Origin of the sequence: Nonomuraea coxensis DSM 45129 (assembly GCF_019397265.1) — a bacterium.
GTDB classification, from domain to species: Bacteria; Actinomycetota; Actinomycetes; order Streptosporangiales; family Streptosporangiaceae; genus Nonomuraea; species Nonomuraea coxensis.
Map to the genome: position 1 here is coordinate 1,422,353 of NZ_CP068985.1, position 20,809 is coordinate 1,443,161.

15 protein-coding genes are annotated in these 20,809 nt (G+C 71.2%); 11 read left to right on the plus strand and 4 right to left on the minus strand.

Going from position 1 to position 20,809, the window contains the following annotated elements; translation table 11 throughout:
• Positions 1-2 precede the first annotated feature (2 nt).
• The gene (locus Nocox_RS07005; RefSeq protein WP_157383488.1) at positions 3-1,187 is read left to right on the plus strand and encodes a hypothetical protein; all 1,185 of its coding nucleotides are present in this window, start codon (positions 3-5) and stop codon (positions 1,185-1,187) included.
• Between the two features lie 285 nt (positions 1,188-1,472).
• On the opposite strand, the gene Nocox_RS07010 is transcribed toward Nocox_RS07005, so the two are convergent.
• The 3 genes from Nocox_RS07010 to Nocox_RS07020 form a co-directional block, all read right to left on the minus strand.
• Positions 1,473-2,936, minus strand: a complete 1,464-nt coding sequence (locus Nocox_RS07010; protein WP_084685951.1) for an IS1380 family transposase — start codon at positions 2,934-2,936, stop codon at positions 1,473-1,475.
• 320 nt (positions 2,937-3,256) lie between these two features.
• Positions 3,257-4,135 carry an ISL3 family transposase gene (locus tag Nocox_RS07015; protein ID WP_211212717.1) on the minus strand — a complete coding sequence of 293 codons (879 nt, stop codon included), beginning with the start codon at positions 4,133-4,135 and terminating at the stop codon, positions 3,257-3,259.
• A complete protein-coding gene (locus Nocox_RS07020) occupies positions 4,092-4,583 on the minus strand; it encodes a transposase family protein (protein ID WP_211212716.1) in 492 nt (163 codons plus the stop codon). The genes Nocox_RS07015 and Nocox_RS07020 overlap by 44 nt, the downstream gene beginning before the upstream one ends.
• A 308-nt stretch (positions 4,584-4,891) precedes the next feature.
• Between Nocox_RS07020 and Nocox_RS07025 the strand changes: the two genes are divergently transcribed.
• Both Nocox_RS07025 and Nocox_RS07030 read left to right on the plus strand, forming a co-directional pair.
• Complete coding sequence (locus Nocox_RS07025; protein WP_020544511.1) at positions 4,892-7,258, plus strand: acetyl-CoA acetyltransferase; 2,367 nt, start codon at positions 4,892-4,894, stop codon at positions 7,256-7,258.
• A gap of 124 nt (positions 7,259-7,382) precedes the next feature.
• Positions 7,383-7,754, plus strand: a complete 372-nt coding sequence (locus Nocox_RS07030) for a DUF302 domain-containing protein (RefSeq protein WP_020544510.1) — start codon at positions 7,383-7,385, stop codon at positions 7,752-7,754.
• Positions 7,755-7,850: 96 nt separating this feature from the next.
• Here Nocox_RS07030 and Nocox_RS07035 read toward each other — a convergent pair whose 3' ends face one another.
• Positions 7,851-8,198 carry a hypothetical protein gene (locus tag Nocox_RS07035; RefSeq protein WP_157383182.1) on the minus strand — a complete coding sequence of 116 codons (348 nt, stop codon included), beginning with the start codon at positions 8,196-8,198 and terminating at the stop codon, positions 7,851-7,853.
• A gap of 264 nt (positions 8,199-8,462) precedes the next feature.
• Between Nocox_RS07035 and Nocox_RS07040 the strand changes: the two genes are divergently transcribed.
• The 8 genes from Nocox_RS07040 (at position 8,463) to narI (ending at position 20,780) form a co-directional block, all read left to right on the plus strand.
• A complete protein-coding gene (locus tag Nocox_RS07040; protein WP_020544508.1) occupies positions 8,463-9,662 on the plus strand; it encodes a TIGR04053 family radical SAM/SPASM domain-containing protein in 1,200 nt (399 codons plus the stop codon).
• A 23-nt stretch (positions 9,663-9,685) separates the two neighbouring features.
• Positions 9,686-10,909, plus strand: a complete 1,224-nt coding sequence (locus tag Nocox_RS07045) for an MFS transporter (RefSeq protein ID WP_020544507.1) — start codon at positions 9,686-9,688, stop codon at positions 10,907-10,909.
• Positions 10,910-10,922: 13 nt separating this feature from the next.
• The gene (locus Nocox_RS07050; RefSeq protein WP_020544506.1) at positions 10,923-13,574 is read left to right on the plus strand and encodes a multicopper oxidase domain-containing protein; all 2,652 of its coding nucleotides are present in this window, start codon (positions 10,923-10,925) and stop codon (positions 13,572-13,574) included.
• Entirely contained in the window at positions 13,571-14,008 is a 438-nt protein-coding gene (locus tag Nocox_RS07055) for a hypothetical protein (protein WP_020544505.1), read from the plus strand. The genes Nocox_RS07050 and Nocox_RS07055 overlap by 4 nt, the downstream gene beginning before the upstream one ends.
• 166 nt (positions 14,009-14,174) lie before the next feature.
• A complete protein-coding gene (locus Nocox_RS07060) occupies positions 14,175-17,831 on the plus strand; it encodes a nitrate reductase subunit alpha (RefSeq protein ID WP_020544504.1) in 3,657 nt (1,218 codons plus the stop codon).
• Entirely contained in the window at positions 17,831-19,381 is a 1,551-nt protein-coding gene (gene narH / locus Nocox_RS07065) for a nitrate reductase subunit beta (protein WP_020544503.1), read from the plus strand. The genes Nocox_RS07060 and narH overlap by 1 nt, the downstream gene beginning before the upstream one ends.
• A complete protein-coding gene (gene narJ, locus Nocox_RS07070) occupies positions 19,378-20,091 on the plus strand; it encodes a nitrate reductase molybdenum cofactor assembly chaperone (RefSeq protein WP_020544502.1) in 714 nt (237 codons plus the stop codon). The genes narH and narJ overlap by 4 nt, the downstream gene beginning before the upstream one ends.
• Positions 20,088-20,780 carry a respiratory nitrate reductase subunit gamma gene (narI, locus tag Nocox_RS07075; protein ID WP_020544501.1) on the plus strand — a complete coding sequence of 231 codons (693 nt, stop codon included), beginning with the start codon at positions 20,088-20,090 and terminating at the stop codon, positions 20,778-20,780. Before narJ ends, narI begins: the two co-directional genes overlap by 4 nt.
• The last annotated feature ends 29 nt before the right edge of the window (positions 20,781-20,809 follow it).

Consider the following 20,809-nt stretch of genomic DNA (forward strand, 5'->3'; position numbering starts at 1 on the left):
CGATGAGTGAAGAAGTCGACCTTCTTGGAAACGACTCCGCCCTTGGGCTACTTGAGTATCTTGAGGACGCGGACAGTCCGGAGAGGGATCTGCGCGACATACTGCTGGCCATCCTGAATGAGGACGAATGTGTCACGAGCTTGGCGTTCGAGATTGGCGTGGCGGCTAGCGCAAAAATCGCCTTGGAGAAAGACCCGCGCCTAGATGCAGGGGCTGCTTCACTAAGAAGGATCACCGATGATCTTCCTGCCTCCGAAGTGAATGAACTCCGCACTCTTGCTCGCGATTTCTTGCGCTATGCAATGGAGCCGTACTCGCTACGCATTGGTCACAACCCACTGTATGGCCAGTGGGGTAGCACGCCGAGATGGGATGCTTATCGGCGCGAACTGCTGAAGTATTTCAATGTGTTGACATCCCCTCCTCTGGTCGCCCGCGAAGGCGCTGGCGGCGAGGGAAATACTCTGTGGGATTCTGGCCTGGATGCTAGTGTCGACGACGGAATAATTCAGGCGAATCTCATGCGACTTCCTACGCTATCTACTTGGTCGGCAGTCGCCAATGACGCATATGCAACCCATTCCGTCTTCTCGCTCCCGGACCGGAAGGCGGCGAGAAACGCAGTAGCCTACGCAGCGTCGTCGCTTATCAGCGGCCTACTGCACGATCTGCCGACATTTGAGACAACAGCAGATAGAGCATTGGCTCCACGCGAACTCTCGAAGTTGCCTCGTCGATTCAGGAGTTATTATGACGTCGGTTTCGCGCGCCGCCTTCTGGTCTGCGTAATCTCTCTTACGGACATGCTGCATGCGCCTGCACGTGTTCGAGCTAGATGTGTCGCGGATCAGTTGATAATCATTCTGCTGAAATTGAAGGCTGAACGCATACTTGACGAGCTGTCGGACACGGGTGATCAACTATCGGCATCTATGGGATCCGTGATAGATGATGTGTTTGATTTGCGCGAGGATGCTTTTGACGCTTCCCTCACCTATATGTCGTCATCGCTCTGGCATCTGCACCGGATGCTGTCGTTCGTGCCTGACGTATGGGATGGTACAAGTCCGCAAGATTTGCCTAGACCTGACACGTGGTTTGCACCTTTTCCTGGTGAGGTCGTCCATCCGTATTTGATGCTGCCAGAATCAGGCGAACAAAATGGAGAGGGCGTAGAACGTCGCTAGGAAGCAGGAGAAGCCGGCAGCTCGACAGGGCTGAAGTGTTCTCATGTCGTAAGACCGAGTAGTTGAAGGCCGTCCGCGGGATGGCTGCGGTAGCCTCGATGACTCAGGGGACGGCCGTCCCGGTTGAGCTGTGCGGACAGGCGGAGGTTTCCACCTGATCGTCTGTTTCCTTCATGCGCCGCGGTGTGGGTGGCCGCCCGAGGCGCTCGGTGGGCGGCGGTTTCCACGGGCCCGCGCGGCTGCTGGTCACTCCTTTCTCTTCTCGGTGGGGCACATTCGAGCTGGTCAGAGGGGTGCTGGCAGGACGCATAGGCGCTGCCAGCAGATCAGGAAGGCGTTCTTCCACGGCCAGGTGGCGCTGATCTTCAGGATCCGCCGACGGGCATGACAGACCAGCCGGGCGGGCAGGTGCCACAGGCAGTAGCGGAGAGTCTGAGGTTCGGCGCGGGCCAGTTCCGGGTCGTCGTGCAGGCCGAGCAGACGGGTCCAGGCGTCAAGATCGGCGGCGAGATTGGCCACGAGCATCCAGCCGACGTTGACGTTCCAGGTCTTGGACGGCAGGTTGCGCAGCCCCATGGCCTTGTTGGTGCGCACCCGGTCCTCGACTTCGGCGTGGTCGCGGTGGACGGCGTCGATGAAGGCGAGCTGATGGCTGCCGGGGATGCCGCGCAGGCCGCTTGGCCCGAGGTTGGTGGCGATGATCGCGTACTTGAAGCCGGTCTTCTTCTCCAGGTTGGTGAGCTGCGCCGCGTCGCGGGCCGAGGGGCGCACGCGGCGGACCAGCAACCGCACGCCCCACAGCCTGGCGCGTTCGTCCAGGCCGGTGAGTTCGGCCACCTGTGCGTGCGCGTGGACCTTGCCGTCTTGCCGTATGGCGGCCTGCCAGGCGGTCTCGGGCAATTTGGCGATCGCGGTCTCGTCGGCGCCGGTGATCTTCCAGCCGACGGTGAAGCGGACGGTGCGCCGGGTGGTGTTCAAGCCCTTCATGTGTTCGACCAGCTCATGGGTGGCGCCCGCGCCGTCGATCCGGATCCAGATCTTGGCCCGGAAGCTGTCGGGGATCTGCCTGATGGCTTCGGTGAGCACCCGCACGTGGTCGAGGGCGGTGTTGGAGCCGGCCGATCCGGTGCGCAGCAACATCGCCAGCGATTCGTGCGTGTTGGCGCACCAGGCCGCCAGCGGGTGAAAACCATAGCCCTTCTTGAACGTCGCCGAAGCGCCCTGCTTGCCCGAATGCGCGGTGATCAGCGTGGCGTCCAGGTCGATCACGATCCAGCCGGTCAGGACCTTGCCTGCCACCTGCAGCCAGGGGAATCCCGTCTCGGTCGCGGCAACCAGCTGCCACACGTGCCGCCGCACCCGCGCCCGAGCCCGAGCGATCCAGGCCTGCAGCTGGTCCGACTGTCCGACGGGCTCCAGCGCTCGCCGCACGGTGGAGTCCGAGGGCGGCGCGCCGAAGAGCTGCTCCTGATGGGCCAGCAGGGCGATCTGCCGCATGCTGGTCGCTCCCAGCGCGATCGCCACCGCGAGTTGGACCAGCACCACGCCCCGGTCCCACACCGGAGATCCGCCCAGCCGGGCGAACACACCGCCCAGCGCTCCGGTTAACCCCGTCTGATCAGCGCATTTGCGCAGGAGCACGGCTCCCGCGTGTCCGACGAGCCCCTTGCCGTCCCCTCGTACAGACAATCGGCGGTCCCATGCCGTAGCGTTCACCCGGAAGGTGCGTCCGTTCTGTGCGATGTTCATGATCTCAGCAGTCAGATCATCGCAGGTCGGAGGCACCTTCTTTAGTTATGGATCTTCAGAACGAAATACCGGCTGAATAGCCGAGGGTAGTGGTCGGTGGCTGCGGCGATGTTGGCCCAACCAATCAGGCGGGCCAGGCCGATGGCCAGGTTGCGGAGCCGGCCATGATGCGGGGGGCGGTGCCGGTGCGGGCGCGGGAGGCGTCTTCGCGGTAGGTGACGTCACGGGTGTGGTGCAGGACCTCGACGCTCCAGTGTCCGCGGATCAGGGCGGCGAGCTGGGCGTGGGTAATCCGGCCTGGTGAAAGGGGCTCTTCGAACTTAGGCGGGGTTGAGGTGTCCGCGGGCACGTCGGGTGGTGGCGCAGCGGGTGCGTAGTCGTTGGTTGTCGGGATTGCGGAAGCCGTAGGCGTCGCGGGCGACGGTTTTGATGACGCGGTTGGTGCCTTCGGAACCGGCGTTGGTGATGCCGGTGCGGATGAACGCCAGGATTTCCGGCCACCAGGTGTCCACGGTGGTGGCCAGCCGTTCGAGTTCAGGCAGGCCGGAGGCGGCATAGCGGTCGTAGAAGCGGAACAGCCGATCGGCGATCACGGCGCGGTCGGGGTGAGTGCGGGCCAGGGCGAGCAGATCCAGCAGGTCTTCCTTGGCGTTCCAGGCGGCCAGGATCGGCCGGCCCAGCCGTGCCGGTAGCGCGTGCAGGTCATCGATCATCGGATCGAGCTGGCTGCCATGCATCCGGGCGGCCGAGCGGGTCAGCCGGTTGCGTAGTTCCCACTCGCGGTTGCCCTCGCGGCCCCGCCGGCCTTGCACCTGGACGGTGAGGCGGCGGCGAACCTCGGTCAGGGCCTGGTTGGCCAGTTGCACGACGTGAAAGTGGTCGGCCACCAGGCGGGCGTGCGGCAACGCGGCTCGTACAGCGGCTTTGAAGATGGTGCACATGTCGATGGCGACGAAGGCCACCCGCGCTCGCCAGGATGCTTCCCGCTGCGCGAGCCAGCCGGTCACCGCGGCGATGGTACGGCCCTCGACTCGCCCCAGCAGCCCCTGATCGCCGGACAAATCGACGAACCCGGTATGCCAGCGATCCCCCGCTGTGCTCCAGGTGCCGGTGTCCTCGTCCAGCACCCAGCGAGCACGTCCCCGGCGCACCTCGTCAATGCCGAGCACGCTGACCGGTGCGGGCTGGGCGGGCAGCACCCCTGCGGGCGTGTTCGGTGAACGCAGCCGACACAATCGGCCAGGACACGCCGTGATCGCGCGCTGATTGGATCACCGTTCGCCCGCCGTCGCCGACGGCGGCACCGCTGGCCTGGCGTAATCGCCGCGTGAGTCGGGCGCGGGCGGGGATCGGCGGCACCTGCTCGGTGAACGTCTGCCGCGGGCAGGACGCCTGATCGCACCACCAGCGGCGCTTGCGCCAACGCAGCGCGCACCGCCGGCCCGCCACCGGCAGGTCCCGCGGGCGGGTGGTCACCCATTCCTTGATCCGGGCCGCGGCCGTCCCGCACGCAGGACAGCATCGGGCACGTTCGTCGGCGGTGGCCAGGTGCACCACCGGCCCGTCGTGTCCCTCGTCACCTGCGGCGACGACCTTCGTGACGGTTACCCCGTCCAGGCCGAGCAGCAGCGTCGTATCGTTGACCATGCTCGTGGCTTCTCTGTTGTGATCATCTTGCTTCGACAACAAGAAGAATCGCCGAGAGCCACGAGCCCTCTCAAGCCTCCTGGGCCAGGCGAACCCTCACACCCCGATCAAGTTCGAAGAGCCGCCATGATGGGCTCGGCTGTACAGCTTGACTTCGCAGAGTCAGTCGTTGCTTGATCGAGGCCTCGACGGGGAGCGTTGCACAGGAGGACGGTCGCACCGGGCAGCATGGTTGTCCGGTCTGGTGGGTGGGGATACTCTCGCCGTGTTTGAGACGATGTGCGTCTGCAAATGGCGGGAGCAGGTGGATGACGTACCAGGAGCTTGATCCGCGCACGCCGGTGCTCGTCGGCGTGGGGCAGGCGTCGGAGCGGATCGGGGAGCCCGGGTATCGGCGGCTGTCGGCGGTCGAGCTGGCTGCGGCGGCGGTGCGGGAGGCGCTGGCGGACAGCGGCGCGGATGCCGGTGCGGTGGCAGGGGCCGTGGACACGGTCGCGGGGGTGCGGCAGTTCGAGATCTCGGCTCCCGGCATTCCGTCGCCGCTGGGGAGATCCACCAACTATCCGCGTTCGGTCGCCGCACGGGTGGGGGCCGCGCCTCGGCGGGCGATCCTGGAGGTCGTCGGGGGGCAGGGGCCGCAGCATCTGGTGAACGAGATGGCGGCCACGATCGCGAACGGCGAAGCGGGAGTGGTGCTTGTCTTCGGGTCCGAGGCGATCTCGACGGCGCAGCATCTCGCCAAGGCCGAGGACAAGCCCGACTTCGGTGAGAGCGTCGAAGGGGACCTGGAGGACCGCGGTTACGGGCTCAAGGGGCTGGTGTCGCGGCATCAGGTGGCGCACGGGCTGACGGACGCGCCCAGCCAGTACGCGCTGTTCGACAACGCCCGCCGAGCCCGCCTCGGCCAGAGGCGGGAGGAGTACGCGGCCGGCATGGGCGCGCTGTTCGCGCCGTTCACGAAGGTCGCGGCGGCCAACCCGCATGCCGCCGCGCCCGTCGAGCGGACCGCCGAGGAACTCGTGACGCCCAGTGAGAAGAACCGGTTCATCGCGGAGCCCTACACGCGGTACGTCGTGGCCCGCGAGAAGGTCAACCAGGGTGCGGCGGTGCTGCTGATGTCCGTGGGCGAGGCGCGGCGGCTGGGGGTGCCGGAGGAGCGGTGGGTGTTCCTGCACGGTCACGCCGACCTGCGCGAGCGCGGCCTGCTGGAGCGGGCCGATCTCAGCGGGAGTCCCGCTGCCGTGCTGGCCGTACGGCATGCGCTGGAGCAGGCCGGGGTCGGGGTGGACGAGCTGGCCGTGATCGATCTTTACTCGTGCTTCCCGATCGCGGTGTCCGCCGTCTGCGACGGGCTCGGGCTGCCCGCCGACGGCTCGCGCGAGCTGACCGTGACCGGTGGGCTGCCGTTCTTCGGCGGGGCGGGCAACAACTACTCCATGCACGCCATCGCCGAGACCGTGCAGCGGCTGCGGGCGCAGCCGGGCACGTACGGGCTGGTCGGCGCGAACGGCGGCTCGCTCAGCAAGTACTCGGCCGGCGTCTACTCCACCACGCCCACCCCATGGCGGGCGGACCGCAGCGCCGCGCTCCAGGCCGAGCTCGACTCCCGGCCCGGCGTCGAGCAGGCGTTCCAGGCCGACGGCTGGGCCACGATCGAGACTTACACGGTCAAGCACGGCCGGGGCGGGAAGCGCACCGGGATCGTCGTCGGACGGCTGGAGGCCGATGGCCGGCGGTTCCTCGCCACGGCCGGCGACGAGCGCACGCTCGGCCTGCTCAGCACCGGCGAGCCGATCGGGCAGCGGGTCTACGTCCGCTCCTTCGGGCAGGGCAACCGCGTCGCCGTGGACGACGCCCTCATGGACGAGCTGTTCCCGGCCCGGCCCGCCGTCCTGCGCGACGACTACGAGCACGTGCTGGTACGCCGCGACGGCCACGTCCTCGAGGTCACGATCAACCGGCCGGACAGCCGCAACAGCCTCCACCCGCCCGCGAACGACGAGCTCGACCAGGTCTTCGACGCCTTCTTCGCCGACCCTGACCTGTGGGTGGCGATCATCACGGGCGCGGGCGACCAGGCGTTCTCCGCCGGGAACGACCTGCTCTACTCGGCCTCGGGCCGGCCCATGTGGGTGCCGAAGAACGGCTTCGCCGGCCTCACCTCGCGCCGGAACATGACGAAACCGGTCATCGCGGCGGTCAACGGCTTCGCCATGGGCGGCGGGTTCGAGATCGCGCTGGCCTGCCACCTGGTGGTCGCCGACGCGACCACCCGTTTCGCGCTGAGCGAGGTCAAGGTGGGCCTGGTCGCGGCGGCGGGCGGCCTCGTACGCCTCCCCAGGGCGCTGCCCGGCAAGCTCGCCACCGAGATGATCCTCACCGGCCGCCGGCTCAGTGCCGCCGAGGCCCTGGAGCACGGCCTGGTCAACCGGGTGACCGAGCCGGGACAGGCTCTGGAAGGCGCGCGGGCGCTGGCCAGGGAGATCCTGGAGAGCTCGCCGACGTCCGTGCGGGCGTCCCTGCAGATCATGGCGGAGACGCAGGGGATCGCGGACGTGGTCGACGCGGTGACGTACCCGTCGCCGGCGCTGGACGACCTCATGGTCAGCGAGGACGTCACGGAGGGCCTGACCTCGTTCGCCGAGAAACGCCCGCCCCGCTGGCGCAACCGCTGACCGCCCGGTGGGCTGGAGGGACGGTCCTGACCGGCACCGAGGCTGGTCCGTACCGAATGTGGGGGAGGGGCGGAATGTGTCTTCTCCAGCGACATCGAATGACCTGCCGGAGGCGCCGGGAACGGTGACCACGGCAAGCCCTTTCCCGGTCGCCGAGACCGTGGAACGGCTCAAGCGGGCGATCGAGGAGGCGGAGCTGCACCTGTTCGCCGTGGTGGACCACAGCGAGGGCGCCCATCGGGCCGGCCTCGCCATGAACGACATGAAGCTGCTGCTCTTCGGCAACCCCCGGGCGGGGACGCCGGCCATGGTCGCCCGCCCCCTGTTCGCCTTGGAGCTGCCGTCGAAGGCCCTGGTCTGGGCCGATGACGAGGGGCGCGTGTGGGTGAGCAGGAACGATCCCGCCGACTGGCAGCGGCGTTACGGCCTCTCCGACGAGCTGATCGCGCCCCTGGCCGGCATCGGGCGGCTCGTCGAGACCGCCCTCGCTGGTTGACGACGGTGGGCCGCGCCCGCCCCGCCCGGGGACGAACGCCCGGGCGGGGCTTTCAGGCGCAGGACGCAGACGCAGGTCAGGGGCGCCCTGCGGGCTCTAGCTGTCGCACTGTCTGGAGACGCGCTTGCCGGTCTTGGCGTCCGTGCAGGTCTTGCAGGAGCGGTTCGGGCTGGTCGCGGTCGGCTCCTTGGTGGTCACGCATTCGAGCTCCATCGGCCCCATGGGCTCGCGCCGCCGCTCGCAGTACTGCCTCTTGTATCCGCTGCCTTTCTTGCCGCGGCAGTAATGGCATCTCTTGCCGTCTTCTTCGAGCCATTTGCATTTCGGGGCCTGGGTCTCGGACGAGGCGGCGGCGGGGACGTTTCCGGATTGCGCCTGCGAAGGCATCGAAGGGACGAGAGCGGCAGCCACAAGGGCGCTGACGGCGCAGGCTTCCTTGAGCACGGTTCCTCCCGCGGTTCGTGTTTCCGCTGACCCCTCCATCGTGAACCCCCCTCGCGGAGAAGCGTCAAGACAGTCGGCCGGAAATTATTCATGCTCGGCAGCGCGCATTTTTCGCGGCGAAACCCGCCCGGAGCAACCTTTTGCTTTCTGCTGCTTTCCCTTTCCCGGGGACCGCGGCATCCGGGGCCAGAACGGGCCGTCCGCCGGGGTTTGAGGGACTTTGGTCCCTGACGGCGGCACCGGGAGGGGCGCGAGTTTGGATCCATGCCCGCTCCAGCGCTGCGCCGGGTCCGCAGGGACGCCGCGGACCGCCCCTTCATCGTGATCTGGGAGGCCACCCGGGCCTGCCCGCTGGCCTGCCTGCACTGCCGGGCCGAGGCCGTGCCCGACCGGCATCCGAAGGAGCTGACCACCGGCGAGGCCGCCGAACTGATGCGGCAGGTGACCGAGTTCGGCCGCCCCGCGCCGCTGTTCGTGATCACGGGCGGCGACCCGTTCGAGCGGCCCGACCTGTTCGAGCTGGTACGGCGAGGCCGCGAGCTCGGCCTGTCCCCGGCGGTGTCCCCGTCGGCCACCCCGGCCCTCACCCCGGACAACCTCGCCCGGCTGCACGAGGCGGGCGCCGCGGCGATCTCGCTCAGCCTGGACGGCGCGACGGCGGCCGGGCACGACGAGTTCCGCGGCTACGACGGCGTCTTCGCCCGCACCACGGCGGCCTGGCGGGCGGCCCGCGAGGCAGGGCTCAAGGTGCAGATCAACACCACGGTGACGCGCCGCAACCTGACCCGGCTGCCGGACATCGCCCGGCTGGTACGCGACCAGGGCGCGCTCCTGTGGAGCGTCTTCTTCCTGGTGCCGACCGGCCGGGGCCGCGCGCTGTCGGCCCTGACCCCGGCCGAGGTGGAGGACGTGCTGCACTTCCTCTACGACCTCGGCACCACCATCCCGGTCAAGACCACCGAGGCACACCATTTCCGGCGCGTGGCCGTGCAACGGCGCATCCTCGCCGAGCACGGGGCCGACCACACGGCGACGCTCGGCCCGCTCTACCGGAGCCTGAACCGCCGGGCGCGGCGGGCGGGACTGGTGAAGGAGACCCGCGTACGCCGCCCGCCCGTGGACGTGAACGCCGGTCGCGGCTTCGTGTTCGTCTCCCACACCGGGACCGTGCACCCGTCAGGTTTCCTGCCGCTGGGCGCGGGCAACGTACGTGACCGGCCGCTGACCGACATCTACCGGTCCTCGCCTCTGTTCGCCGCGCTGCGGGACCCCGACCGGCTGGGCGGGCGGTGCGGGGCGTGCGAGTTCAGGACCGTCTGCGGGGGCTCCCGGTCGCGCGCGTACGCCTGCACCGGCGACGTGCTCGCCGAGGAGCCCTGGTGCGGCTACGAGCCGGGCAGCTTCCCCTACCAGGACGACCTCGCCCGCCACCTCGCGGGCGTCCCGGCCCCGGCCACCCCATGAATCCACGATCACGTGAGGACGAGATGACGAACGTACCGGCCACCCCGCATGGGCGCACGCCCGCGCTCATGCTCGGCCTGGCCACTTTGGGCTTCGCGGTGAACTTCTGGGCGTGGGCGCTGCTCAGCCCGCTGGGGCCGCGGTTCAAGGAACTGCTCGGGTTGTCGGCCGGGCAGCAGGCGCTGTTGGTCGCCGTGCCCGTGATCGTCGGCTCGCTCGGCCGCATCCCGGTCGGCGCGCTGACGGACCGCTTCGGCGGGCGGGTGATGTTCCCGCTCATCTCGGCGGCCACCATCGTGCCCGTCCTGTTCATCGGCGTCGCCGGGCAGACCTCGCTGGCCGCGCTGCTGGTCGGCGGGTTCTTCCTCGGCATCGGCGGGACCGTCTTCGCGGTCGGCGTGCCGTTCGTCAACGCCTGGTTCCCGCCGCGCCGGCGCGGGTTCGCGGTCGGCGTCTTCGGCGCGGGGATGGGCGGCACCGCGATCAGCGCGCTGACCACCGTCCCCCTGGTGCGCTCCGGCGGCTCGGCCACCCCGTTCCTGATCACCGCCGCCGTGCTCGCCGCGTACGCGGTCGTCGCCTGGCTGGTGCTGCGGGACGCGCCCGGCCGCAGCGTCGCGACCCAGCCCCTGCTGACGCGCATGGCGGCCACGGTGAAGCTGCCGATCACGTGGCAGGCGTGCGTGCTGTACGCGGTCGCGTTCGGCGGCTACGTCGCCTTCTCCGTCTACCTGCCCGCCTACCTCCAGACCGGCTACGGGCTCGAACAGGCCGACGCCGCCAACCGCATGGCCGGGTTCGTGGTGCTGGCGGTCCTGGCCCGGCCGCTCGGCGGCTGGCTGTCCGACCGGGTCGGGCCGGTGCCCGTGCTGACCGGGGTGTTCGTCGTCATCGCCGTCTCGGCCGGGGTGCAGGCGCTGACGCCGGGGCTGATGCCGGTCGGCACGATCGCCTTCCTGACCATGGCCGCCGCGCTCGGCGCGGGCAGCGGCGCCACCTTCGCCCTCGTCGCCCAGGTCGCGCCGGCCGACAAGGTCGGCACGGTGACCGGCCTGGTCGGCGCGGCGGGCGGCCTCGGCGGCTTCGTGCCGCCGCTGGTGATGGGCTTCGTCTACGGGCGGCTCGGCTCGTACGGACTCGGCCTGGCCCTGCTGGCCGTCACCGCCGCGCTCACCCTGGCACTGACGGCGACCGTGATCCGCTCGGTCGCCGGCCGCCGCACGGCCGAGCAGGCCGGCGCCCGATAGAGAGGTCATCGACGTGAGTCCGGTCGACATCCGCATAGAGCGTGGCAGACCGCCGCTTGAGCCGCCGCCGCCGCGCCCCCGCGCCTCGTGGCACCTGCGGGCGAACGCGGTCGTCGTCGGCTGGCTCGCCCTCACCGTCGTGGCGGCGCTCGCCGGCGACGTGCTGCCGGCGCCCCGCTGGCTGCTGATCCACGTCTTCCTGCTGGGCGCGATCAGCACCGCCATCCTCATCTGGAGCGAGCACTTCACGGTGGCGCTGCTGCGCGCCCGCACCCCGTCGCGCCGCGGCACCCTCGCCAGGCTGGGCCTGCTCAACGCGGGCACGGTCGCGGTGCTGGCCGGGGTGTCGGCGGGGCCGTGGCAGGTGGCCGCGGCCGGCGCGGCGCTGGTGGCGGGGGTGGTGCTGTGGCACGCCGCCGTGCTCGTCAGGCTGGTACGGCAGGCGCTGCCCGGCCGCTTCGGCCACGTCATCGGCTGGTACGTGGCCGCGTCCGCGGCGCTCGCCGCCGGCGGCGTCCTCGGCGGCCTGTTGACCGCGGACGTCGGGCACGGGGCGGCGCACGAACGGATGCAGGCCGCGCACGCCGTGGTGAACCTGTTCGGCTGGGTCGGGCTGACCGTGCTCGGCACGCTGTTCACGCTCTGGCCCACGGTGCTGCGCACGCGCATGGCCGACGGGACGCGGCGGTCCTCGCGCGTGGGGCTGCTGCTGGCCGCTCCCGGGCTGGCGGTCGCGACGGCCGGGCTGCTGGCCGGCTGGCGGTGGGTCGCGCCGGCCGGGCTGGTGGCGTACGCGGCGGGGGCGCTGGCGGTGCTCGTGCCGCTGGTGGACGCGCTGCGGCGCAGGCGGCCGCACACCGGGGCCGCCTGGATGCTGGGCGCGGCCATCGGCTGGTTCGAGGTGGCTCTGGCGGCGACCGCGGTGGTCGTCGCCACCCGGCCGGCGGCCGGGGTCGCCGCGGCGCTGGAGCCGCTGCTGCCGCTGGTGCTCGTCGGGTTCGTCGCCCAGGTGCTGTTCGGCTCGCTGCTGCATCTGCTGCCCGCGGTGCTGGGCGGCGGGCCGGCCCGGTTCAAGGAGAACGCGGCGCTGCTGGAGCGCGGCTGGCCGGCCCGGCTGGCGGCGCTCAACGTCGGTGTGCCGCTGCTGGTCCTGCCGGTGCCGCGGCCGGTGGTGCTGCTGGGCTGGGCGCTCGTGCTGGGCTCGGCCATGGCGTTCGTCGCCCTCGCCGTCACCGCCCTGACCCGCGCCCGCCCCGCCCGGCCGGCGCAGGACGCGGCGGCGGACGGCGGGAAGGATCCGGCGGCGGGCGCCGGGGGCCGGCGGCGGTCGTTGCCGGCCGTGGCCGGGGTCGCCGCCGGCTGCCTGCTGACGGCCGCGGCGGTCGTCGTCGCCACGACCGGCGGCTCAGGCCCGGCCACGGTGACCGCGACCGGCTCCCGGACGATCGAGGTGACGCTGTCCGGGATGAGCGTCCGCCCGGGGGTGATCGAGGCGCCCCTGGGCACGGTCCTGACGCTGCGGGTCACCAACGCCGACGCCCAGCGCCACGACCTGCGCCTGGAGACCGGCGAACGCACCCCGGCGCTCGCCCCCGGCCAGAGCGCGACGCTGACGCTGGCGCCCCTGAGCGGGGCCGTGGACGGCTGGTGCACGGTGGCCGGGCATCGGGCGGCGGGCATGACCATGCGGATCGTCCCCACAGGAACAGGCGCGGGAACGGGCGCGGGAACGGGCGCGGCCGCCGCCGGTCACACCGCGCACTCCGCCACCCAACCAGCCGGGCCCTCCCGCCTCGACCTCGCCGCCCCCATGTCGCCGGGATGGAAGCCGTACGACGCGACCCTGCGGCCCGCGCCCGGCGGCACCGAGCACCACGTCGAGATCCGCGCGGACGACACCGCCGTCCAGGAGGTCGCGCCGGGGGTGCGGCAGCGCGTGTGGACGTTCAACGGGACCATGCCGGGGCCGGTGCTGCGCGGCAAGGTCGGCGACGTGTTCGTCGTGACGTTCGTCAACGGCGGCACGATGGGCCACGGCATCGACTTCCACGCCGGGGCGAACGCGCCGGACGGCGTGATGCGGACGATCCAGCCGGGTGAGCGGCTGACGTACCGGTTCCGCGCGGAGTTCGCCGGGGCCTGGCTGTACCATTGCTCGACCATGCCCATGACCCAGCACATCGCCAACGGCATGTACGGCGCGGTCGTCATCGACCCGCCCGGCCTGCCGCCGGTGGACCGCGAATACCTCCTGGTGCAGGGCGAGCTCTACCTCGGCGAGCCCGGCAGCGAGGCCCAGGTCGCCAAGATGCGGGCGGGCGAGCCGGACGGCTGGATGTTCAACGGCACCGCCGCGGGCTACGACCACGCCCCGCTGCGCGCCGAGGCCGGTGAGCGGGTGCGCCTGTGGGCCGTGGCCGCCGGGCCCAGCTCGGGCACGGCGCTGCACGTGGTCGGAGCGCCGTTCGACACGGTCTACAAGGAGGGCGCGTACGCGCTGAGAACAGGCGACCCGGGCGGGGCCCAGGTGCTCGACCTGGCTCCGGCCCAGGGCGGCTTCGCCGAGCTGGTCTTCCCCGAGCCGGGCCGGTACCCGGTGGTGGACCACACGATGCGCCAGGCCGAGGCGGGCGCGCACGGGATGTTCGAGGTGAGCGCGCCATGACGTGGTGGTCGGTGGTGCGGTTCCTGCACGTGCTGGGCGCGGCGCTGTGGGTCGGCGGCCAGCTCGCGGTGTCGCTGGTGCTGCTGCCCCTGGCCCGGCGGCTGCTGGACGAGCATCGGCGTGGCCAGGTGCTGAGCGCCGTGGGCCGCCGGTTCGGCCTGCTCACGGCCGCGGTGTTCCTGCCCGTGCAGCTCGCCACCGGGGTGGCCATCGCCTGGCACAAGGGCGTCACGTGGGCCTCGCTCGCCGAGCCGGGCTACGGGCGCATCCTGGCGGCCAAGCTGGTGCTGTTCTGCGCCGTCATGGCCGCCGCCGCGGCGCACGGCTGGCTGACCGGGTCGGGCCGGCCGAGGCTGGCCCGGGTGATGGCGGTCACGTCGCTGGTGGGCTCGCTCGGCGTCGTGCTGCTCGCCACAGCCCTGCCCGCCACCTGAGGGCCCGCCACCCGAGGGCCCGCCACCTGAGGGCCCGCCACCCGAGGACCCGCCACCCGAGGGCCCATCGGCACCACAGGTGGGACTTTGGTCCCTGACCGACATGGTGCCTATGCCGGAAGTCTGTCCTCGTGACCCTTGTGATCCCTGTGGCGAAGAAGGTTCCATGACCGACATCGACGCGGTACCCGGCATGGGACCGCTGCTGGCCGCCCGTGCGTTCTTCACCAGGTCGGAGGTGTCGGCCGACGGCCGGACCCTGCACCAGGTCGATCCGAGCGGCTGGGACCGCTTCTACCGGGACCGGTGGGCGCACGACAAGGTGGTGCGCTCGACGCACGGCGTGAACTGCACGGGTTCGTGCTCGTGGCAGGTGTTCGTCAAGGACGGGCTCATCACGTGGGAGCACCAGGCGACCGACTACCCGTCCGTGGGGCCGGAGTCGCCCGAGTACGAGCCGCGCGGCTGCCCGCGCGGCGCGTCGTTCTCCTGGTACACCTACTCGCCGTCGCGGGTGCGGTACCCGTACGTGCGCGGGGTGCTGCTGGAGGCGTGGCGGGAGGCCAGGTCCAGGCTGGGCGACCCGGTGCTGGCGTGGGCGGAGCTGACCGGCGACCCGGAGCGGTCGCGGGCGTACAAGCGGGCCCGCGGCAAGGGCGGGTTCGTCCGCGCCGAGTGGGACGAGGTCCTGGAGCTGATGGCCGCCGCGCACGTGCACACGGTCAAGGAGTACGGCCCGGACCGGGTGGTGGGCTTCTCGCCCATCCCGGCGATGTCGATGGCGTCGTTCGCGGCGGGGACCCGGTTCCTGTCCATGATCGGCGGCACGCTGCTGTCGTTCTACGACTGGTACGCCGACCTGCCTATCGCCTCGCCGCAGGTGTGGGGCGACCAGACGGACGTGCCCGAGGCGGCCGACTGGTGGAACTCCCGCTACCTCATCATGTGGGGCTCCAACATCCCGGTCACCCGCACCCCGGACGCCCACTTCATGACCGAGGCCCGCTACCAGGGCACCAAGGTGGTGGCCGTCAGCCCCGACTACGCCGACAACGTCAAGTTCGCCGACGACTGGCTCGCGCCGCATCCGGGCACGGACGGCGCGCTGGCGATGGCGATGGGGCACGTGGTGCTGACGGAGTTCTTCCGCGAGCGGCAGGTCCCCTACTTCACCGACTACGTACGCAAGTACACCGACCTGCCGTTCCTGGTGACGCTGGAGCCGCGCGGCGACGCCTACGTGCCGCGCCGCTTCCTGACCGCCGCCGACCTGGCTGAAGACGCCGGCGAGAACGCCGCGTTCAAGACCGTCTTCCTGGACGAGGAGACGGGCGAGCCGACGATCCCGAACGGCTCGCTCGGCTTCCGCTGGGGCGAGCAGGGCGAGGGCCGCTGGAACCTCGACCTGGACGGCGCCACCCCCGCGCTGAGCCTGCTCGGCCGCGCCGGCCGCGCCGTCGAGATCGACCTGCCGCGCTTCGACGAGGGCGCCACCGAGGGCGGCTCGGTCATGCGCCGCGGCGTGCCCGTGACCGAGGTGGGCGGCAAGCTCGTCACCACCGTGTTCGACCTGCTCATGGCCCAGTACGGCGTGCCGCGCGGCGACCTGCCCGGCGAGTGGCCGCAGGGCTACGAGGACGCGGCGCAGCCGTACACGCCGGCCTGGGCGGAGGAGATCACCTCGGTCCCCGCGGCGACGATCGCCAGGATCGGCCGCGAGTTCGCCCGCAACGCCGAGGTCACCGAGGGCCGGTCGATGATCGCGATGGGCGCGGGCACCAACCACTGGTTCCACTCCGACCAGATCTACCGGGCCTTCCTGACGCTGGTGCTGCTGACCGGCTGCCAGGGCGTCAACGGCGGCGGCTGGGGCCACTACGTCGGCCAGGAGAAGGTCCGCCCGATCACCGGCTTCCAGCACCTGGCCTTCGCCTTCGACTGGCAGCGGCCGACCCGGCACATGGCGGGGACGGCGTTCTGGTACCTCGCCACCGACCAGTGGCGCTACGAGCAGATCCAGGCCGACGAGCTGTCCAGCCCGCTCGGTGACGGCCTGTTCGCGGGGCGGTCGTTCGCCGACTGCAACGCCCAGGCGGCCCGGCTGGGCTGGCTGCCGTCGCACCCGACGTTCGACAGGAACCCGCTCACGCTCGCCGACGAGGCCGCCGCGAAGGGCGTCGGCGTGGCCGAGCACGTGGTGGACGAGCTGAAGTCCGGCCGGCTGCGGTTCGCGGCCGAGGACCCCGGCGACCCGGCGAACTTCCCGCGGGTGCTCACCGTCTGGCGGGCCAACCTGCTGGGCTCGTCCGGCAAGGGCAACGAGTACTTCCTGCGGCACCTGCTCGGCGCCGATGCCGAGACCCGCAACCAGGAAGGCGTCCATCCCACCGAGGTGACCTGGCGGGAGGAGGCCACGGAGGGCAAGCTCGACCTGCTGACCACGATCGACTTCCGGATGACGTCCACGGCGCTGTTCGCCGACGTCGTGCTGCCGGCCGCCACCTGGTACGAGAAGCACGACCTGTCCTCGACCGACATGCACCCGTTCGTGCATGCCTTCAACCCGGCCATCGCCCCGCCGTGGCAGACCCGCGCCGACTACGACGTCTTCCTCGGTCTCGCCGACGCCTTCTCCGAGCTGGCCGCCCGCCACCTCGGGAAGCGGACCGACGTCCTCGCCGTCCCGCTCGCCCACGACACGCCGGACGAGCTGGCTCAGCCCGGCGGGCGCGTACGCGACTGGAAGCACGGCGAGTGCGAGCCGATCCCCGGGAAGACCATGCCGAAGATCGTCGCGATCGAGCGCGACTACGGCGCGATCGGCGAGCGGATGCGCGGCATCGGGCCGCTCTTCGCCGACTTGGGCCTGACCACCAAGGGCGTCACCTACCGGGTCGGGCCCGAGCTGGACGACCTGCTCGCCAGGAACGGGGCGACCCCCGAGGGCCGCGTCTCCCTGGCCACGGCCGACCGCATGTGCGAGGCCATCCTCGCGCTGTCCGGCACCACCAACGGCCGGCTGTCCACGCAGGGCTTCGAGACGCTGGAGCGGCGCACCGGCACCCGGCTCGCCGACCTGGCCGCCGAGCACGAGGGCAAGCGGATCACGTTCGCCGACACCCGGTCCAGGCCGCAGCCCGTCATCACCTCGCCCGAATGGTCCGGGTCGGAGACCGGCGGACGCCGCTACTCCGCCTTCGTCATCAACGTCGAACGCGACAAACCCTGGCACACGCTGACCGGCCGCCAGCAGTTCTTCCTCGACCACGACTGGATGATCGAGCTGGGGGAGCAGCTGCCCGCCTACCGGCCGCCGCTCAACATGCGCCGCCACTACGGCGAGCAGGGCGACGGCCAGGACGGGGCCGAGGTCACCGTGCGCTACCTGACGCCCCACTCGAAGTGGTCCATCCACTCGGAGTACCAGGACAACGCCTACATGCTGGCGCTGTCACGTGGCGGGCCGACGATCTGGATGAGCGTCGAGGACGCCGCCAGGATCGGGGTGGCCGACAACGACTGGATCGAGGCGTACAACCGCAACGGCGTGGTCGTGGCGCGGGCCGTCGTCTCGCACCGCATGCCCGCCGGGACCGTGTACATGTACCACGCCAAGGACCGCAACGTGAACGTCCCGCTGACGGAGAAGTCGGGCCGGCGCGGCGGCGTGCACAACTCCCTCACCCGGCTGCTGCTCAAGCCCAGCCACCTCATCGGCGGGTACGCGCAGTTCACCTACGCCTTCAACTACTACGGGCCCACCGGCAACCAGCGTGACGAGATCACGGTGATCCGCCGCCGGGGCCAGGAGGTGACGTACTGATGCGCGTCATGGCACAGGTGGCCATGGTCATGAACCTGGACAAGTGCATCGGCTGCCACACCTGCTCGGTCACCTGCAAGCAGACCTGGACCAACCGGGACGGCGTCGAGTACGTCTGGTTCAACAACGTCGAGACCAAGCCCGGCGTCGGCTACCCCAAGCGCTACGAGGACCAGGAGCGCTGGCGCGGCGGCTGGGAGCTCGACGGGCGCGGCCGGCTCAAGCTCCGGGCGGGCGGCCGGGTCAAGCGCCTGCTCAACCTGTTCTCCAACCCCGACCTGCCCACGCTCGACGACTACTACGAGCCGGCCACCTACGACTACGACACCCTCATCAACGCCCCCGCAGGCCCGCACACCCCGGTCATCCGCCCCAAGTCCGCCATCACCGGCCGCGACATGGCCATCACGTGGGGCGCGAACTGGGAGGACGACCTCGGCGGCGCCCCCGAGCACGCCCCGGCCGACCCCAACCTCGCCGCCATGGCGGAGAAGGTGGCGATGGAGTTCGACAAGACCTTCATGTTCCACCTGCCGCGCATCTGCGAGCACTGCCTCAACCCGGCCTGCGTCGCCGCCTGCCCGTCCGGCGCCATGTACAAGCGCGAGGAGGACGGCATCGTCCTCGTCGACCAGGAACGCTGCCGCGGCTGGCGCATGTGCGTCTCGTCCTGCCCGTACAAGAAGGTGTACGTCAACCACAAGACCGGCAAGGCCGAGAAGTGCACCTTCTGCTTCCCCCGCATCGAGGCCGGCCAGCCCACCGTGTGCGCCGAGACGTGCGTCGGCCGGCTGCGCTACATCGGCCTCATCCTGTACGACGCCGACGCGGTCCTCGACGCGGCCCGCGTCGCCGACCCCCGCGACCTGCTGGAGGCGCAGCGCCGGGTCTTCCTCGACCCCGACGACCCCGCCGTCGCCGCCGCCGCCCGCGCGTCCGGCATCAGCGAGGACTGGATCGAGGCCGCGCGGCGCTCCCCGATCTACCGGCTGGCCATGCGCTACCGGGTGGCGCTGCCGTTGCACCCGGAGTACCGCACGCTGCCCATGGTCTGGTACATCCCGCCGCTCTCGCCCGTCCTCGACGCCGTCACCGGCGTGGGCGCCGACGCCGACGACCCCGACAACGTCTTCCACGCGATCACCGACCTGCGCATCCCGCTGGAGTACCTGGCGAGCCTGTTCTCGGCCGGCGACACCGAGGTGGTGGCCGGGGTGCTGATGAAGCTGTCGGCGATGCGCGGGTACATGCGGGCCCGCACCATCGACGGCACCGTCGCCACGGACCTGCTGGAGTCGGCCGGGATGACGGCCGCCGACATGGAGGACATGTACCGGCTGCTCGCCATCGCCAAGTACGACGAGCGCTACGTCGTGCCCGCCGCCCACCGCGAGGACGCCGCCGCCCTGTCCGCGCAGGCCGGCGGGTGCAGCCTCGACGGCGACGGCGGGCCCGGCATGAGCGACTTCCACCCCACGGGCGTCACCGGCCGGCGCGGCGACGGCCGCCTCGGTCTGAAGCTCTTCGTCGCCAAGGGAGACCAGGCATGAGACTCCTCGCCAGGGGGCCGCTCGCCCGGTCCGGGGCCCGCACCCGCTCCGCGCCGCCCGCCCGCGAGCCCGCCCACGAACTCTCTCCCGGCCAGCGCGCCACCCTGCTCCGGCTGGTCTCCCTCCTGCTGCAGTACCCCGACGCCGGCCTGCTCGCCGCCCGTGACGAGCTGGCCGAGGCGGTGCGCGCCCTTCCTGAGTCGGCGGCCCGCGCGTCGCTGACCGCCTTCGTGGCCTGGTTCCGCGACCGGGAGCCGATGGAGGCGGCCCGCCACTACGTCCAGACCTTCGACCTGCGCCGCAGGTCGAGCCTCTACCTCACCTACTACCTGCACGGCGACACCCGCCGCCGCGGCATGGCCCTGCTCACGCTCAAGCAGCGTTACCGGGTCGCCGGGCTCACCCCGCCCGAGGGCGAACTGCCCGACTTCCTGCCGGTCGTCTGCGAGTTCGCCGCCCTGGCCGGCGCGGCCACCGGGGAGGCGCCGCTCCGGCAGCACCGCAAGGGCCTGGAGCTCATCCGCACCGCGCTGCGCGAGAGCGGCTCGCCGTACGCGCTCGTCCTCGACGCGCTCTGCGGCGAGCTGCCCGGGCTGTCGGAGGCCGAGCGCGCCTCCGTCGCCGACCTCGCCCTCGCCGGGCCGCCCGCCGAGGAGGTCGGGCTGGCTCCGTACGGCCCGCCGCTCACCGAACTGGAGGTAAGGCCGTGAGCGTCGCGCTCTGGGTCGTCGTCCCCTACATCGCGCTGACGATCTTCGTCGTCGGGCACGTCTGGCGCTGGCGCGTCGACCAGTTCGGCTGGACGACGCGCACCACGCAGGTGCTGGAGAGCCGGCTGCTGCGGCTCGGCTCGCCGCTGTTCCACCTCGGGGCGTTCGCCGCCATCGGCGGGCACGTGCTCGGCCTGCTCGTGCCGAAGGCGTGGACCGCGGCCGTCGGGATCGACGACCACCTCTACCACCTGGTGTCGGTGGTCGCCGGCACCGTGGCCGGGCTCATGGTGGTGGCGGGCCTGGCGCTGCTGCTGGCCCGCCGTCTCACCAGCCCGCGGGTGCGCCGCACGACCACCCGCGCCGACAAGGTGCTGTTCGCCGTCCTCGCCGTGGTGATCGTGCTCGGCATGAGCGCGACCGTCGGCGCGAACCTGCTCGGCGGCGGCTACGACTACCGCGCCACGATCGCCGTCTGGTTCCGCGGCGTCCTCACCCTCCGCCCCGACGCCTCCCTGATGGACGGCGTTCCGCTGGTCTTCCAGCTGCACGCCATGTCCGCCTGGCTGCTCGCCGCGATCTGGCCCTTCACCAGGCTGGTGCACGTCTGGTCCGCGCCGGTCGCGTACCTGTGGCGGCCGTACGTCGTCTACCGGCGGCGTCTGCCGCGAGCGAAAAGCATGACGTGACCTCCGATGTCCGGCGAATGCCCGGCCTG